Annotated in this window: 12 protein-coding genes; 11 read left to right on the top strand and 1 reads right to left on the bottom strand. The window is 60.0% G+C overall.

Annotation, left to right across the window (positions count from 1 at the left end):
* Positions 1 to 141 precede the first annotated feature (141 nt).
* The 10 genes from GJG85_RS20695 (at position 142) to tssJ (ending at position 14,367) form a co-directional block, all read left to right on the top strand.
* A complete protein-coding gene (locus GJG85_RS20695; protein ID WP_204384358.1) occupies positions 142 to 2,493 on the top strand; it encodes a type VI secretion system tip protein VgrG in 2,352 nt (783 codons plus the stop codon).
* 4 nt (positions 2,494 to 2,497) lie between these two features.
* Positions 2,498 to 4,843, top strand: a complete 2,346-nt coding sequence (locus GJG85_RS20690; RefSeq protein WP_204384356.1) for a M23 family metallopeptidase — start codon at positions 2,498 to 2,500, stop codon at positions 4,841 to 4,843.
* A complete protein-coding gene (locus tag GJG85_RS20685; protein WP_204384354.1) occupies positions 4,843 to 5,475 on the top strand; it encodes a hypothetical protein in 633 nt (210 codons plus the stop codon). The genes GJG85_RS20690 and GJG85_RS20685 overlap by 1 nt, the downstream gene beginning before the upstream one ends.
* Before the next feature lie 315 nt (positions 5,476 to 5,790).
* Entirely contained in the window at positions 5,791 to 6,270 is a 480-nt protein-coding gene (locus tag GJG85_RS20680) for a hypothetical protein (protein WP_204384352.1), read from the top strand.
* Between the two features lie 120 nt (positions 6,271 to 6,390).
* Positions 6,391 to 6,849 (top strand): hypothetical protein, encoded by a 459-nt coding sequence (locus tag GJG85_RS20675; RefSeq protein WP_204384350.1) that lies wholly within the window; start codon positions 6,391 to 6,393, stop codon positions 6,847 to 6,849.
* A 38-nt stretch (positions 6,850 to 6,887) separates the two neighbouring features.
* The gene (locus GJG85_RS20670; RefSeq protein ID WP_050012008.1) at positions 6,888 to 7,148 is read left to right on the top strand and encodes a PAAR domain-containing protein; all 261 of its coding nucleotides are present in this window, start codon (positions 6,888 to 6,890) and stop codon (positions 7,146 to 7,148) included.
* Positions 7,148 to 8,485, top strand: coding sequence for a hypothetical protein (locus GJG85_RS20665; RefSeq protein ID WP_204384348.1), 1,338 nt, complete (start codon positions 7,148 to 7,150; stop codon positions 8,483 to 8,485). Before GJG85_RS20670 ends, GJG85_RS20665 begins: the two co-directional genes overlap by 1 nt.
* Entirely contained in the window at positions 8,451 to 11,993 is a 3,543-nt protein-coding gene (locus GJG85_RS20660) for an ImcF-related family protein (protein WP_204384346.1), read from the top strand. The genes GJG85_RS20665 and GJG85_RS20660 overlap by 35 nt, the downstream gene beginning before the upstream one ends.
* Positions 11,990 to 13,840, top strand: a complete 1,851-nt coding sequence (gene tssF, locus GJG85_RS20655) for a type VI secretion system baseplate subunit TssF (RefSeq protein ID WP_204384344.1) — start codon at positions 11,990 to 11,992, stop codon at positions 13,838 to 13,840. The genes GJG85_RS20660 and tssF overlap by 4 nt, the downstream gene beginning before the upstream one ends.
* Before the next feature lie 17 nt (positions 13,841 to 13,857).
* Positions 13,858 to 14,367, top strand: a complete 510-nt coding sequence (tssJ, locus tag GJG85_RS20650; protein ID WP_176015801.1) for a type VI secretion system lipoprotein TssJ — start codon at positions 13,858 to 13,860, stop codon at positions 14,365 to 14,367.
* 120 nt (positions 14,368 to 14,487) lie between these two features.
* Here the strand turns inward: tssJ and GJG85_RS20645 are convergent, their stop codons facing one another.
* Positions 14,488 to 15,366 carry a MurR/RpiR family transcriptional regulator gene (locus tag GJG85_RS20645; RefSeq protein WP_050012004.1) on the bottom strand — a complete coding sequence of 293 codons (879 nt, stop codon included), beginning with the start codon at positions 15,364 to 15,366 and terminating at the stop codon, positions 14,488 to 14,490.
* A 368-nt stretch (positions 15,367 to 15,734) separates the two neighbouring features.
* Here GJG85_RS20645 and ggt point away from each other — a divergent pair, with 368 nt between their 5' ends.
* Positions 15,735 to 17,486, top strand: a complete 1,752-nt coding sequence (gene ggt, locus GJG85_RS20640; RefSeq protein WP_050012003.1) for a gamma-glutamyltransferase — start codon at positions 15,735 to 15,737, stop codon at positions 17,484 to 17,486.
* Positions 17,487 to 17,627: the final 141 nt, after the last annotated feature.

Here is a 17,627-nt window from a genome sequence, read left to right as displayed (position 1 = left end):
TTCCGAACTGCCAGATCTGTGACCGGTGTGTGTTCATCCTCGTGAACCCATGCTTCACTGGCGAGAGCGTTGTGGCACTGCGTCCCTGAATGCGTGAATGGGAGAACGTGCCGGTGTAAAACCTCTCGTTCAACGGCAACCATGCGAACCATTCAGGATGTACTGAAACACCCCAATTCGGTCGTTACCCAACCGCTGCATCTCGAGATCGCGGCGCTCGATGCGTCGGTCTCCGTTCTGTCATTCGTTCTGACCGAGGAAATGAATACGCGATTCCTCGCGGACATCATCGTGACCTCGCAGGACAAGCGGATCGACGGTGCGACGATTGTGGGCCAGCCGGCAGTCTTCACGATCGAGGAGTACGCTTCCGTGCCCTCGATGGCGGCTGTGATCGATCCGGTTCGGCATGCGGCGCGTACCGTGCACGGCGTCGTAACGCAATGGACTCGCGTCAAAACGTCTCGCGACGAAGCAACCTACCAAGTCCATCTGAAGCCGCGCTTCTCGCTGCTTGAAGAGGTGCACGATTCGGCCGTATTGCTGGACAGGTCGTTTCGCGAGTTGCTGAGCGACATGATCATCGATCGCGACTTGTTCCAATCCTTCGACGTCGAGTTCGAGCTGGAAGGGCTCGACGGGAAGTTCGAGCAAACCGTGATGTACGAAGAGACGGTCGCGAACTTTATCGACCGGCACTGCCGGCGCGTGGGAGTCTATTACTACTTCAAGCAGGCGAAGAAGGAGGACGGCCCGCAACGCGACACGTTGGTGTTCGGCAATACGCCTCGAGGCTATATGCGAGCGCTCGAGGTGCCGGTGATGCCGCATTCCGGTCTGACGAGCTGGCACGAGGCGATTCTGACGCTGGAAGTCACGCGCGCGCTGGTGCCGCAGACGGTTCGCGAATGGGATCGCAACTACCGCATACCTGACGATCCGCTGCAGGTCGAATCGATCGTGGCCTATGACGATCGCTCGGTATACGGGAGCGTGAACCGCAGCGTCGAGCATTTCCATTCGGTCGAGGAAGGGCAGGCGCTGGCTGACGCGCGGCGTGACGAACTGCTCACGCGGCAAATGCGACTCAAGGGCACGAGTAACGTCATCGGCATGACGCCTGGCATGGTGGTGCGGATCACCAATGACGAGGTGCACGAGGCGCCGCACGGGATGGTGATCACGAAGCTCGTCACGACCGGTAGCCGGAGCCAGTCGGTGGTCAACACCTTCGAAGCGATCCCAGCACATCAGACCTACCGGCCCGAATACGTTCCTGAAAAGCATTGGCGATGGATCGCCGGCATGCTGATCGGTGTGGTCGAGTCCGGCGATGACGAGCCGTACGCATGGATGGACGAATATGGCCGCTATCGCGTCAGGCTCCTGTTCACCCGGCACAGCGGCAAGCGCGGCACGAACAGCATGCCGTTGCGTGTGCTGCGTACGTCGGCGTCGTATCAGGGCGGCCTGCACATCCCCTTGCTGCCGCGGTCCGAAGTACGCGTCGTCGCGACCCAGGGAAATTGCGACCGCCTGCTGATCGCAGGGGCGCTGCATGACCATGCGCGTCGCGACCTCGTCCACGGCAAGGAAGGGTGGTACAGCCGCACCGTATTCCGCTCGCCCTTGCTCGGCAACAAGTTGCGCTTCGAGGATCTGAAAGACCACGAGGGTATCCGGTTGGCGACGGTGTTCGGGCAGTCGTCGCTCAACATGGGCCATCTGGTCGACGGGGACAAGAACAAGCGCGGCCAGGGCTTCGAATTGACCACGCAGAACTGGGGCACGTTGCGCGCGTCGAAGGGGCTGTTCGTTTCGGCAGACGCAGCAGGTGGATCCGAGACACCGCATCTCGACATGCCCGCCGCTATCGCGCAACTCAAGACAGCATTGCAGCGCGTAATGGACCTCGCGGCCGCGACGACGCAAGCCAAGGCTGACCCTGCGGACCGCGCGACGCAGGCGGCGCTGCTCGATGGCCTCGATCAGCTTCGCGACGCGGGGCTGCTTGCGAGTGCTCCCGGCGGCATCGCATTCGTGACACCGAAATCACTGCAGCAATCGACGGGCGAGAACGTGATCGTTACCGCAGGCCGGGACATGGACGTGAGCATCGTGAAGCGATTGCGCATGGTGGCGGGTGACCTGATCTCGCTGTGTGCGCACAAGCTCGGCATCAAGATTTTTTCGAAAGGAAAGATCGAGCTTCAGGCGCAAGGCGCTTCGATGGATCTCTTCTCCGACGAGCAATTGCACGTGTCGAGCGCCGGCGCGAATGTGCTCGTGAGCGCCAAGACAAGGGCGATGGTGGCGTGCGGCGGCGCGTCGATGTCCATCGAACGCGGCAATGTCGTTTTCACTTGTCCGGGTGAATTTCGTATCCGCGCTGCCTCGTTCGTGTTCGAAGGGCCGCGCCATACATCCGTCAATTTGCCGCAACTGCCGGTGAGCGACTACTCGCCCAGCCCCAGATACAGCCACACACGATAACGACATGATCATCAGCCCACCTTTTTTGCCCAAAGCCGGCCTTGCGGCCCCGACCGGGACGAACCCCGATCCGATGATGGATGCCGTAGACGAGCGCGAATGCGATCACGGCATCTATCCGATCGCCTTCGATCGGCGTTGGCATTGCGGCATGCATCTTCAGCCCGATGAGAAGGGCGAGGTGTACGCGATCGCCGACGGGGAAGTCGTTGCCTATCGAGTTTGCCAGCATGCGGTTGACAGCGGTGCGAGCCATATCGGCTTCGTGTTGCTCAAGCACACGACCGAGACGGGGGAAGGCCGCACGCTGGTCTTCTACTCACTTTATATGCATCTGTTGCCGCTGGTGGAATATGAGGGGCACGGCGCAGACAAAAAGCGTTTGCCGGAATTCTTGCGCGTGCCGACTGGCCCGGTCAGCAAGGGGCAGGTGACGCCGGCTGCTTCAGGAGAGGGCAAGAAGGTCCGGCGCAAGGATGTACTCGGATGGCGCGGCCAATATGAGTATATGCCGCACTTGCATTTCGAAATCTTCATGTTGCCGGACGATTTCGACGCCTACTTCGGGAGCACACAGCTGGGTAACAGCGCACCCACTTCGCCGAATGGAACGGACTGGTGGGGGCACGCGTATTTCGTCATTCCGGCAGGCGGCAACTTTCGTCGTTTGCCTGAGAAGGCCGATGCTCGAAACAAGTTGCACGGGATTGAGTTCAAGCCGGGTCACGAGGGTTCGAATACGTTGCCGTTGCTTGTCGAGACCTACTTCAGCGTCGGTTCGAAATACACCAAGGTCTGGAGTATGGCGCAAGACGGCACCCGCACGCTGCTTACGCCGCAACCCGTCGAGGAAAAGGATTACGAATACGACCTGTACAAGCGTGCGACGGCGCTTTATTCGTCATGTCCGAGCGACGGCTACGAACTGCTGCGTTTCGGTCGCATCCTGTCGCCGTCTCAAACACTGGCGGCAGATGCGCGCACGACGTGGATGCAGGTCAATTGGGCGGCGGGTAAGGCAGGCTACATCGATATCAATGACCCGAGTATCCAGAAGTTCTCCGACGCGGATTTCCTGTCATTCATGGGCTGGCAGAAAATCAGTGAAGGAAGCACGCCGTTCGACAGTGATGGCATGTGCGATGTGGCTGCGTTGAAGGAAATACTGGGCGATGCCGCTCCGTACGAGGTACCGGCGGTGAAGGATGAAACGCCGGAAGCTCACAAGGCGAGAGCGCTTTCAGGGTATGTACAAGGCAACGCCCAGGTACGGCAGCAGTTGCGCGGGCTCGTCTGCAACGCGCCGAGTGAATGGGACAGTACGAACAACGAGGAGCGCTATGCGCGTCTGCTTGACGAGGGGGGCTATTATCACGGAAATGACAAAGGCTACAACGATTTCATGAAGTATCTGAAGGAGGTTCAGTTTTGGGACAAAACGGGGCTTCCGGCGGGGCAGAAGTTGTGGTTTTTTCATCCGCTTGAGTTTATTCGGCATTTCAGGAAGTGCGGATGGATTGATAGGAGTGAATTCAAAAATATCTATGCAGATAACCGCTATCGCCAGGATCAGCTGCCAACTCCGAATCAATTGCGAGATACTTATTTGGGGCCATTAAATAAGGCGACGAGAAAGTATGGGCTGACATCACTGACCCGGTTGTCCCATTTTATTGGTCAAGGTGCTATTGAGAGCAATTGCTTGGCATCTATGCAGGAAACAAGCATGCTCGGAAAAGTTAAGGATGGAAAGTTCCATGGTCAATTTATCAATCCGGCATCGAAAGTGCCGGAATCGACATTGGGGCATTGGTATGGTCAGAATTCTGGTGAGGATGATGCTTGGTATCGGTCGGAAAAATTTAACAGTAAAGGTGCGCGCATCGCGAGCTCGTACGACTGGCGGAATGGCAACTGTGATCGGGACGATTCACAGAAGTTTCGTGGAAGAGGTTTCAAGCAATTGACTGGACGAAGTAATTATGCCAGTTATTGGGTATTCAGGGGGTGGATTTCGAGCACGTCCTTTACCGAATCGTGGTGGACCGATTCAGCATTTCGTGCAGGAAATCGCAGTGGTATGACGAAGATTCCTGCAGTAATTGATAGGCCTCATGACGTTGCTCTTCCTGATAACAGTATGGATAGTGGAGGGTTTTACATGATATTTGAGCGGCCGGAAGTGGTTAGAAATATCGATCGCGACTTCCCTGCGGTGGTAATTTCGAAAAACGATCGACAAAAAGAGCAGGCAATATCGCGCGACGTTACGTATGCTATTAACGGCGGCTATACAGATTGGGAGCGTCGGTTGGAGTTTACGCGTTTTGTAAAGATGGTGATTTTATAATGAAGGTAAAAGTGCGTAAACTTCGGCGAAATTTGCTTGCACTCGTGCTGGCTTCTATTGGCGGTCGTGTTTATGCTGATAGCACTTATGAGGTAGCCGGGGCCTCGCTGAAAATAGGTGATTCAAAAATATGTTCACTTGATAGGAGGCCGCGCTACGCGATTGAGAGTTTCGATAAATCCGCTGTCATGCTTTCTGAGACGACTTACGTTGATAAGCGTCAGTTGGATCGGTGTCAAACCGGAATAGCTGTTCACGTTCTTTCGATCCCGCCGCGCGTTGGCGTGCTGTCAGATATAAATATATCGAAGGGAATTTACGTTGCACTTGATTTCGTTGATGTGCAGCCATTTTCATATTTGGCGACAGTGGCGCGTGTCGGTACTTCCAAAAATATTGTGTCTTTGAAGGGGGCGTATGTCGCTGGAAAAAAACTCAGTGAACTTAGGGGTACGGCTTTTAACAGTGGTGGTGAGGCGGGGGCATCGATTATTTCTCCCGATGGGCGCTATGTGGCGCCAACCGGTGAAATGGATTGTTCAGAAACATCCTACCCCGGAGTGTGGGATATAAAAAATAATCGACGTGTTGTGGTGGCGGACGATGTCTGTGCCGGCCTTTTTAAAAAATAAAGAGAGATGGCATGGTTTCAAATTCTGCAAAACGCTTACTGTATGGTCCCAATTGGAGCGAGTCTTGATCCAAGGTGGCAGAATGATGGGGTATGGATTTGTTGAAATTTTTACAAGTCCGTTGATGGGGTGGTGTCAAGCTCTGACTGCAAATTAGTAATTTGAGGAGTCGTGAGGCCAATCATCTTTCTTGGACTGGGCATTTTGGGATTTATGGCATTTGTATGTGCGGCGAGCGGCAAGGGGCCAGAGAGGGTCTCGAGAGCTGATTGTCATTTGTCGTTTGCGGTTCCCAATGGTTTTGAGTATGTCGACGTGAAGCATACCATCGCGTTGGGAAAGGACGAGTGCTACATACCGTTTCTATATACGGGGCGGCTCGGGCTTAAACGAACTGGCGCTATGCCGCGCATGTCCGACGACTGGCGCGCTTTGACAGATTTTTCTCTGACCGTCGAGGCAGCGCCGATAGCGGATAGTCTGACGAAAATCGAGTCGGTGGGAGGGGCGGCTCAAAACGGTTTATTTAAGGTGGTATCGCAGGAGCATATTCGGTTGTCAGGTGGTGACCTTTATATAATAAGCTATTCAGCAGAAAAATCGGCGGCGATTGATGTGGGGTATCAAAAAAGACAGCTAGTTTTCATCGCTGGCAACGACGCGCGCTCGATTATTTTTCGTCTGTATTATGGGAATCGAACGTATAAGATAGATAGGGAGAGGGAGCGGGTGTTCAGGGATTTATTTTTGTCATTTCGTTTTTTGATTTTCTTTGTATGGTTGAATTCGGCATAAATTGTCGGTGATATTTTTGTGGTGTGTAAATGAGTGATTTTTGCAATCTTATTTGCGCTGATATTATCTTTATTGCCGAAAGCATGGGGGCGGAAAGCCATGGGATGTCTGGGGTAATTTATGATGGCAATCAAGGGTTCGGTGGCTGTGGTTATGCTCGCGGCGTCTTTCTTTTCGTATGCCGACGATTTTTTGGAAACTTTTTCTCCGTCTCTGGGTGTTGTTGCGACGGTAAAAATAAAAGGTGATAGTTTGGTTTGGAGGTTGTCGGGCGACGGTGGAGTTAAATACGGGATGGTAAGTTTTGATACGGAAAAGCCATTGAGTATCGAAGTGGATAGTTACGATTTTAGTGGGCGGCCGGGCTTTCGGGTGTCGTATATGGACGATGGGAAGGGTGTGTATAGCGTCGATAGAATTTTTACATTTTTTTCGTCATCTTATGAGTTTGTGGAAAGGTTTCCGTCGTGTGGGGATGGGTTTTTTAACCTTGTGGTGGATAAAAATCGGCGTTACCTGGTTAGCACCTATTGGAGTCGTAACTCTCCTAAAAAGTGTTTTACTAGATTGTCAATTTAAAAGCCATAACCGACTTAATTTAAGCTGACTGCATGAATATGAAATCTCCCGTCCGCAAAGGCGACAAACTCGAACACGGCGGCGAAGTCACCAGTGGCTCACCATGGACGACATTCATGGGCAAACCGCTTGCCCGCAAGGGCGACGAGGCATTCTGCGAGCAGCATGGCTCGACCGTCATCGACGAAGGCGCCGACAAGTTTCCCGATCGCGACAACAAGCCATTCGCGCTGGACGGCCATCGCTGCGCATGTGGTTGTCAATTGCTCTCGTCGTTACCGAACGTTCACTTCGAATAATGCCTGTCGACCTCTCCCAGGCGGGGCGCCCGAGCGCCTATCCGAGCCATCCACGCTTGTGGCCGTGGTGGTTCTGCGTGTGGCTAGCCTGCGCGGTTTCCGGAGCAGCGATTGTCCTGCTGACTTGGCCGAAGGGTGAACGGGCAGGTAGCCCCTGGTTCTGGTTCTGCGTCGTTGGTATCCCGAACGGGCTTTTCGGCCTTCTGTTCGCGATCGAACGCGCACGCTATGAGGCCATGTGGTACCGCGCATACCACCGCAATCTCCATCGCGATCGATGGCTGGCGGAGCGCGTCCGTGTCGCGCAACAACCGCTTCGAGTCCTTGGCGCCGGTTATTGCTTGCCTTTGAACGGCCAGACGCTTGTCGAGGCGATCCGTGCCGGCGCGCGTCTGCCGCGATCCCAACAACCTCGCTATGGCGCGGGAGTCGTCGAGCATTGCCGTTTTGACGACCCACTGGAAATATCCGACGAGACTGACGACGTCGACAAGATCGATGAGGCCGGCGACAGCGAAACTGACGCGTCAGAAGATGCGCTGCCAAATCACCCCATTACTCAGTTGGCTTACAGGATCGCCGAAGCGCTCGAACCAATCGCAGCGAGCTTGCAGGCACTCACGCATTACGAAGCGATCCACTGGCCGAAAGTGCGCGTACTGGCCGAACCCGGCGAAGAAGCTTTGCGCGAGCAGGAAGTGCACGATGCGTTGCAATTGGCCGGTCTGCCGCTGCTTGCGGTGTCAGCCGCACCGGCTTCCCAAGGATTGCTGGTCGCAGACGCATGGCTCGACACCCGCGACGCATGCCCGCTGCTCGTAATCGCAACGGCATGGCATGAAGAATGGCCTCCGACCGGCAACACGGAGGGATGTGTCGCGATGCTGCTCGATGCCGGCGTCTACCGCTTACCGGAAGGGGTGCCCGTGATGGCGTCCCTGCATCGTCCTGTCGAGGGCAAGCCTGACGAGATCGAATACGGTTTCGCGAATGCCGTGATCTGGGGCGACACCGATTCCGATGCCGTGACGCGTGCCTGGACCACGCGTTCGGTCAAGCGTTGCAACCAAGGACTGCGCATCGCGAACCTGGCGACGCTTGCGAATAGCGACGCGCAATACGACCTCACCTACATCGTGGGGGATTTTGGCAATGCCAGCGGCTGGCTCTCCATCGCAGCCGCTATCGAATGCGGTGCGGTCGACGTGCCGCAACTGATCGTCGATGGCGTGCAGTCCGCCATCATTCATGTGCTTCCCGGTACCCACGGGAAGGAAACTTCGTTGCCTGGACACACTCAGCATGACCGATCCGAAACTGACTTTGCGATCGCTTGACTCGGCGCGCGCTGCAGAGGCTCCGCCGTCCGGACGCCTTGCGCTCTGGGGCGTGGTGGTTGCGGCGCTGATCGTCGCGGCTTTCGTGATCGGCCTTGTATGGGCGCGCGGCGACTTGTTCGATCTCGCGCCCGGTGGGGCGCGCATGCAGGTGGTGGTCGTCATCGTCATCGCGTTGATCGTCTTCGTCGCCATACATCTCTGCCTGTTTTTTATCGGCGCATACGGCATCGCCGGACGAATGTTTCGGCGGGACATCGGCGACGCGACAAAGATGCGGAAGCCGCTGAAACGCGATGCCCGTCTGCAACGCCTGTTCGAGGAACTACGGGTATCGCAGGGCCGGCGCTGGCGATACCGCTCACCGTGGCTGATGGTGCACGGCGCGGACACGTTGCTCGATCAGGTTGCGCCGGGCCTGAAGCGCGCGGGCGCGATGCCGGTTGGCAATACGATCCTCGTGCACGCAGCACCGGACGGCATCGACGCGGGCGTGTGGCGCCGGCAGATCCGTAAGCTGCGGAGCAGACGGCCGGTCGACGGCGTGGTGCACGTCACACACGTGGACGAGCGCGATGTCGAATTGCCGCGCGTACTCGCCGCGCTGGCCGCCGACATCGGCTGGGCCGCGCCTGTCACGTTGCTGCACGCCGTGCCGGCGCAGGGCGATCGAGCCGAGACGTTCGAAGCGATCGGTGCATTTCCGCGGGCGGCATACAAGGGGGAGCAGCCGGCGCTGGTCCTGCGCGATCAACTTGCCGCGATCGAGCGTGGTACGGCGGACGCGGGCGTGCAGCAATGTACAGCACCCACCCGGGTCAGCTATCTAGCCGAAATCTCGCAATACATCGGGACACGGCTCGAACACATCGTTACCGGCTGGCAAGCGCTTCATGCATCGCAGTGGCTGCGCGCGCCGCTGGCTGGCGTGATGTTCGTTCCCATATTTGAGGCGACAGCGGCGATGCCGACGCCGGTGCCGATCGCCGCGGACGCGAGCACAAGGGTGACGAACATCCCGATCGAGTTCCCGCCGCAACCGGCTGCACTGCTACCCGCGTGGTGCGCTATCGCCAACCGGCGACGCATTGGCCGGCGGGTCGGATTCTACTGGCCGGATGTGCTAGCGATGGGCGTGACCATTGCGGCGATAGCGTGGTGCGCATGGATGACCGCATCGTTCGTCGGTAACCAGCAACTCATGCGCGAAGCGAAGGCGGCGGCGCGCGCGGCGGTCGATGCGCGGCCGCAGACCGCAGCCGCCTGGCGCGCGCAACTGGCGTTACAACAGTTGATGGAAAGGCTCGAATACCGGCAGCAGCATGGCGCCCCGTGGTACCTGCGGGCCGGCTTGTCGCGAAATGACGATGTTCTCGGCAGTCTCTGGCAACCGTACCGACTCGCTGCGACGCGTAACTTGCAGGTGCCCGTGGTGCAAACGATCGGGGAAGTGTTGAAGGCAGCAGATCAGGCACGCGCCGATAGCCTGCAATCGCAGGACACGCGACGTAGTACCTACAACGCGCTCAAGACTTATCTGATGCTCGGCGAGCCATCGCGCACCGAGCCCGCATTTCTGAAGCGTACGCTCGTCACCCTATGGGCGCGGCCGGACGAGATGCCGCTCGGCGAGCGTGACGATACTGGCAGGCGGCTTGCAGGCTTCTACGCCGAGCACCTGAAAGCGCATCCCGAATGGCGGATAGCGACGGACGATCGCATCGTGACCTCGACCCGCAACATGCTGGTCACGCAAATGGGACTCGCGTCGGCGGAGGACACGGTGTACCAACGTATCCTCGACGAAGTCAAAAACAAATACGCCGACGCGTCGCTCGAAACGCTGCTGAATGGCGCAGATGCGCATGGAATGTTCAAGGCATCACAGACCGTCCCGGGGATCTATACGCGTGCGGCGTGGGACGGCATGGTCGCCTCGGCAATCGACAAGGCGTCGCATGAACGCCGGATCAGCGGTGACTGGGTGTTGTCCGGCTCGCAGATTTCGCAGAGGATCGGCAATACGCTCGCGAACGGTATGACCCAAACCACGGCGATCGACGACGAGAAACGCGCAGCCGAGGAACTGAAGCAGCGATTGACGGCCCGGTATTTTGGCGAGTACACGGCGGCATGGCAGCGCATGCTCAATAGCCTGCAGTGGCAACCGACGTCCAACCTCGGTGGCGCGATCGAACAGCTTTCTCGACTGGCGGACGCGCAGACGTCCCCGTTGATCGCGCTGATGAAATCCGTGCAGTATCAGGCGCAAGCGGGACGGCCGTCGCAGGCGCTGGCCGACACCCTGGTGAGAAAGGCGCAGAACCTGATCGGGGCTGACGAACAGGCGGGGGCGACCGTCATCAACCCGCTCAACAAGCCGTTTGGTCCACTGCTGGTGCTGATGGGCGATACGGGCACGTCGTCTGCCGCGGAAAACGGGAAGCGCGCCACGCCAGCCGACATCGCGCTAAGCGGTGTCAGCTTGTCGCGCTACCTGACGGCAGTCACGACGATGCGGCTGAAGCTGCAGCAGATCGCGGGCAGTCCGGACGCTCAGGTAATGGCGCGCTCGCTCGCCCAGACCGTGTTTCAAGGCAAGTTGTCGGAATTGTCCCAGGCGCGCAACGACGCGGCGCTCACGGCCGCGAGCCTGGGTACGGCGTGGGCGGGCTTCGGCGATACGGTGTTTGCGCAGCCGCTCGAAACCGCATGGCAGACGATCCTGCAACCGGCTGCCGCGAGCTTGAATGACGCATGGCGAGCCGGTGTTGCCGCACCATTCAACGCAGCGATGAGCGGCCGTTATCCGTTCTTCGATACGCAGGCCGATGCGTCCTTCGCCGAGTTCGGCCGCTATATACGACCCGATACCGGATTGATTTCGCGCTTCATCACGACGCAACTGGCCGGCGTGATGAAGCTCGACGGCGATCGTTGGGCGCCCAGCGAACTAGCACCGCCGGCGTTGCAGTTTGATCCGACGTTCCTGAGCGCCGTCCGGCAGTTGTCGACGGTTGGGGTACAGCTTTACCCGCAGGCCGATGCGGGGCAGAAATTCGAAATGATGGCGTTGCCGACGCCGAACGTGACGCGATCGGAACTGTCGGTCGACGGCATGCGGATCGTCTATTTCAATCAGCAGGAGCGCTGGACCCCACTGGCATGGCCCGGCAACGGCCTGAACGGGCACGCGAGGCTCACATGGCAGACGCGCGACGCAGGCCTGCGACAGGCATTTGATTCGGCCGGCGATTGGGCATTCCTGCGTCTGCTGAGCGAGGCCGACATCAAGCCGCTCGATGGCACGCGCTATCGGCTTACATGGAACACGGGGAGCAGCGAGCCGTTGTCGTACGTATTGCGTACGCGGGTCGGCGCCGGGCCGATCGACCTGCTGAAACTGCGCGGGTTCCGCATGCCGGATCGCATTTTCGTCGTCGGCAAGGCGGGTGCCGTGCCGACGATGCCGCTTCTGCCGCCGCTGCCACCGGATTTCCAGCCATGAGTGAAGACAAGAACAATCCGACGAAGCCTGCAGGAAGCGGTGTCGGTGCGGATGACGATCGATACCTGCGCTACTTCGATGCGGAGATGCGTTATCTGCGCGAGGCGGGGAAGGAGTTCGCGAGGTCCCAGCCACAAGGCGCCCGCCGTGTGGGAATGACGATGCCTGGCGCGCGCCACGACAGTGTCGAGCAGACCTACGAGGGTTTCGCGTTTCTCACGAGCCGGCTGCGGATGAAGCTCGATGACGCGGCACCGGAAATCACCGATCCACTGCTCGATCATCTGTGGCCGCATACAGGCCGTACGATTCCGTCGCTGACCATCCTCGAGTGCGTGCCGCGCACCGGCGAGGCGCGGATACTCGATACGTTGCCACCAGGGTTGCAGGTACGTTCGACACCGGTCGGACCGGACGGGACGATATGTGTCTATCGAACCACTCGGGCGATACACTTGCTACCGCTCAACGTGCGCGAGGCGGGCGCGCGCATGCGCGAGGACGGCCTTACGGTAATCCGGCTCGCGTTCGACCTGCTGCACCGCGAGCAGCGGTTGGTGGACGACCTGTCGCGTATCCGGCTATACCTGCATGGCGACCGGCCGACTGCATCGGCGCTGTACGCGGTTTTCACGCGCCAGGTGGAGTCGATCGGCGTGCGCATGCCGCGCCTGCTAGACGGCCAGCTACAACTGCGCCCGGCGATGACGATCGAGGCGGCGGGCTTCGGCGCGCACGCGCGACTGTGGCCGACCGACCTCGATGTACGCGACGTCGATCTCGACCGCGAGCAGACGATGCTCGAATATTTCGCATTCCCCGAAAAGTTCCACTTCGTGGATTTGTGCGGTTTCGACGCGGCCAGCGTGCCGCCGGGCGAAACACGTCTTGAATTCGAAATCGTGATTCGAGACCGGATCCCCGGTGACGCCACGTTCTGTGCGGACAACATCCGGTTGTTCTGCACGCCGGTGATCAATCTGCTCGAACTGGACGCGCAGGCAATCCGTCCCAATGCGCATGATCGCGACTATCCGGTGCGCGCCCCGGCCTCCGCAGGCGAGCACGTCGAGCCGTACGATGTATTGTCGGTGGTGGCGACCGATCCGCGCACCGCCAGGCAATACCCGTATCAATCGATCAAGGCATTCCGGCACCGCGGCGGGATGATGCGGCACGAGTCGCCGGATCGGTACTACCACGCTTCGATTCGGCAGGGTGTAACGGGCCAGCGCGAGATGGTCGTGACGTTGGGCGGGCATCTGTGGGAGGACCCGGGCAGCTTGCCGGACGGACACGTAACGGTCCGGGTGTTGGCAAACAACGGGCGCTTGCCGCGTATGGCGCTGCGTGAATCGATGGTTACCACGCCTGCTTCGACCTTCAATGGTGTCGAGCGCGTGCACAACTTGACGGCCCTGACGATGCCGCTGTATCCGCCGCGCGGCGGCGATTATGACTGGCGGGTGATTTCTCACTTCAATGGCGCGGGCACAACCGAGCTGAACATGATGGACGCGAATGTGCTGCGCGGCGCGCTGTCGTTGTACGACTGGAGGCGAGATGACGATAACCGGCGACGCATCGACGCGATTCATCACGTTTGGCTCGATGAGGAAACGGAACGGGTGGGGGCGCGCGTCGACCGTATCGTGAATGTGAACGTGGGTATCGAGCCGTCGGGTTTTGCCGGGTCCGGCGACGTCGCGCTGTTCGGCGACGTACTCAGTCGCTTCGTCGGCCGCTATGCGTGCTTCCATTTTGCGGTGCGGCTGGTGCTGTATGAAGGCGTGGGCGGCCCGAGCCGGCGCTATCCATGCACGATCAAGACGGGAGACTGGCTGTGACACCGCGAGCACATCCGATGATGCGAAGCATTCGATTGGCGGCTGCTATTGCGATGACGGCCGCGTTGCTGTCTGGCTGCGGTATGTGGCAATCGACGAAAGAGACGATCGGCGGCATGACACGCGCGATTTTCGTCACGAAGGTCAAGCAGATGAACCTCGTGATCGAAAGCCGTGCCGCACTCAACGAGAACGAGCAGGGACAATCGCTACCGGTCGTGATGCGCGTCTATCAGTTGAAGGATGCGAAGGTCTTCGAAAACACAGCTTACGTTTCGCTGCTCAATGACGACAGTGCGTTACTGAAGGCCGAGCTGCTCGACAGCATGGAGATCACGCTCGTGCCTGATGCCTCGATGGCTCTGTCTGTGCCAATGGCAGCCGACGCGCAAGCTGTGGGCGTGGCGGGGTTCTTCCGCGATGGGCGCGGTGCCGAGTGGCAACTGGTGATTCCGAAGTCGCAGTGGAAGAAGACGGACCCCGTCAAGTTGGTCGTGACCGGCAACCGGATGGAACTGGTGCCCTGAACGAGGGAACGCGACGGGGGCTGGCATGGCGCGTGACATGTGGGGTTTGCCGTTTGGGATTCGAATTGCACACGCCGCGAGGCCGAGCGCTGACGCCCGCGCCTGAATGGCAATACGCCATCACTCCGGCAAATCCCGCTGACTTACATCCCACTCGATCCCGCCCGCATTGAGTTGCTCGATCTTCTCCATCCGCTGCCGCGCCAGCTCCGGCAGCCGGTTCGTCACGCCGATCACCAGCGCTTCGGCGAGCGCCAGCGCCGGCACGTTGGTCTGCAGCATCGCGAAAGGGCGGCCCTGGATTCGCAGCACGATCTCCGCGAACTCGCCGATCGGCGAGCGCCATTCGTCGGTGATCAGCAGGATCCGCGCGCCGAGCTGGTGCGCGGCCTGCGCGAAGCGGATGCTGTCCTTCTGGTAGCGACGAAAGTCGAAGATCACGAGCACGTCGTTGCGCCCCATGTCGGCCAGCGCGACGGACGCGAGATTCACGTTCGGCTCGACGGACTGCACATGCGGCCGCGCATAGGCGAGCGTGAACGAGAACAAGGATGCGAGCGGCGCCGTATAACGACCGCCGCCGCAGAACACGCGCACGTCCGGATCGGCCAGCACCGCCACGGCCGCATCGAACGCGGCCGCGTCGAGCCCTTCGATCGTGGTCGCGAGCGATTCGGACAGCCGCTGGAAAATCGCCGCATGGTTGTCGCGCATGCCCGTTTCCGAGTGGAACGCATCCATCCGCGCGAGCGGCGAATTCATCGCGGTGTCGATCTCGTCGTGCAGCGCCTGCTGGAACGACGAGTAGTTCGGAAAGCCGATCCGCACGACGAAGCGGAACACGGTCGGGTCGCTGACTTCCGCCTGCTTCGCGAACTGTGCGATGGGACCCAGCCCGAGGCTGGGGTAGCGATCCAGCAACGCCTGTGCGACCTTCTGTTCCGACGGCGTGAAGCTATCCATCTGGGATAACAGCAACGCCCTGATGCTCGTCCCCATCGGGCACTCCGGCTCTCTATCTGAATTGAACGACCAAACGGCGGACGGGCGTCCGCCGACAACTGCACGCATGTTAGCCGATTGACGTGCGGCAGGCCGCGGGCGGTCCGAAATTAGAGGGACGCATCGCTCGTCCAGTGAATCCGTTCATATATGTAATAAAACAAACATTTACCAACGACGACAGTCACGCTTATTCGCTTTAAATTCAGTGATTACCCTAGGTTTTGGTGGAAAAAAGCGAGTGCTATGATCGCGGCCTCGCTGAAATGTATCGTTCATTACATGCTGGATTGGCCGCGTCGATACGCGCTTGCGCGTCGACGCATCCCGGCATGGCCCAGTTTATTCGTCTGGAGGATCCCGTCATGAGGCGGCTGGTAATACTCACCCTGTTGTCGGCGATGAGCGTGTGCGCGTTCGCCGCGTCGGACCCGGCGGTCGAAGCGAAGAACGGCATGGTCGTATCGTCGCAGCACTTCGCGTCGCAGATCGGCGTCGACATCCTGAAGGCAGGCGGCAACGCGGTGGACGCGGCAGTGGCCGTCGGCTATGCGCAGGCCGTGACCAACGCGTGCTGCGGCAACATCGGCGGCGGCGGTTTCATGACGATCCACCTGGCCGACGGCCGCGACCGTTTCATCAATTTCCGCGAGACCGCGCCGGCCGCGGCGTCTGCGAACATGTATCTGGATGCGTCGGGTAACGTGATTCCGGAGCAGAGCCTGTACGGCTATCGCGCGGTCGGCGTGCCGGGCACCGTGGCCGGCCTCGATCTCGCGCAGCGCAAGTACGGGAAGCTGACGCGCAAGCAGGTGATGGCGCCGGCGATCCGGCTCGCGCGCGACGGCTTCGTGCTGACGCGCGGCGATACGGACATCCTTGATACGACGGTCGAGCGCTTCAAGAAGGATCCGGAAGCCGCGCGCATCTTCCTGCGCCCGGACGGCACCGCGTTGCAGCCGGGTGATCGCCTGGTGCAGAAGGACCTGGCCCGCACGCTCGAGCGCATCGCGGAGCAGGGGCCCGACGCGTTCTATCACGGCGAGATCCCGAAGATCGTGGAGGCAGCGGCCAAGCGCGGCGGCGGCGTGATCACGGCGGCCGATTTCGCGTCCTATCGCGCGCAGGACATGTCGCCGCTGACGTGCACGTATCGCGGCTACGAGTTCGTGTCGGCGCCGCCGCCGAGCTCGGGCGGCGTGACGATGTGCGAGACGCTGAACATCCTCGAAGGGTATGACCTGCGCAAGCTCGGCTACCACTCGGCCGCGGCGGTCCACTACATGACCGAAGCGATGCGCCATGCGTACGAAGACCGCAACACGCTGCTCGGCGATCCGGACTTCATCGACAATCCGATCGCGAAGCTCACGAGCAAGGAATACGCGGCGCAGATCCGCAAGAGCATCCATGCCGATACGGCGACGCCGTCGGTCGACGTGCAGCCCGGCGTCGGCGTGCACGAGAAGCCGGAAACGACGCATTACTCGATCGTCGACCACGACGGCAACGCGGTGTCGACGACCTATACGGTCAACGGCCGCTTCGGCGCCGTGGTCATCGCGCCGGGCACGGGTTTCTTCCTGAACGACGAGATGGACGATTTCACCGTGAAGGTCGGCGCGCAGAACCTGTTCGGCCTCGTGCAGGGCACGCGCAACTCGATCGCGCCCGGCAAGCGTCCGCTGTCGTCGATGGCGCCGACGATCGTGAAGAAGGACGGCAAGGTGTTCATGGTGGTCGGTTCGCCGGGCGGCTCGCGCATCATCACGATCACGCTGCAGACCGTGCTGAACGTGATCGACTACGGGATGACGCCGCAGGATGCGGTCGCCGCGCCGCGCATCCATCACCAGTGGCTGCCCGATGCGGTCTATTACGAAACCTACGGCCTGTCGCCCGACACGCTCGCGATCCTGCGCAACATGGGCTACAAGATGGTCGAGCAGACGCCGTGGGGCGCCGCCGAGCTGATCATGGTCGGCCTGCCGGGCACCGAAGCGGCGAGCCGCCAGAGCTCCGGGAACGATTCGTCCGTGTCCGGCAACGTGCGGGTCGGCTTCATCTACGGCTACAACGACCCGCGCCGTCCGGCGGGCGCCGCGATCGGCTACTGACCGATCGTTTCATGCCGAATCGCTGCCGCCGGCGTTCGCGTTGCCGCGAATGCCGGTGCGCGGCGGCGGCGCGTCCGTCGGCGGACATCCGCCAGCCTGAGCGGCCCGCGCGCCTTTTTCCGTCAACTCGATCGCCATGCG

It is taken from the genome of Burkholderia sp. MS389, from assembly GCF_016899425.1.
GTDB classification, from domain to species: Bacteria; Pseudomonadota; Gammaproteobacteria; order Burkholderiales; family Burkholderiaceae; genus Burkholderia; species Burkholderia sola.
The sequence above is the reverse complement of the archived record's forward strand: the minus strand, read 5'-3'. Positions and strand labels throughout refer to the sequence as shown.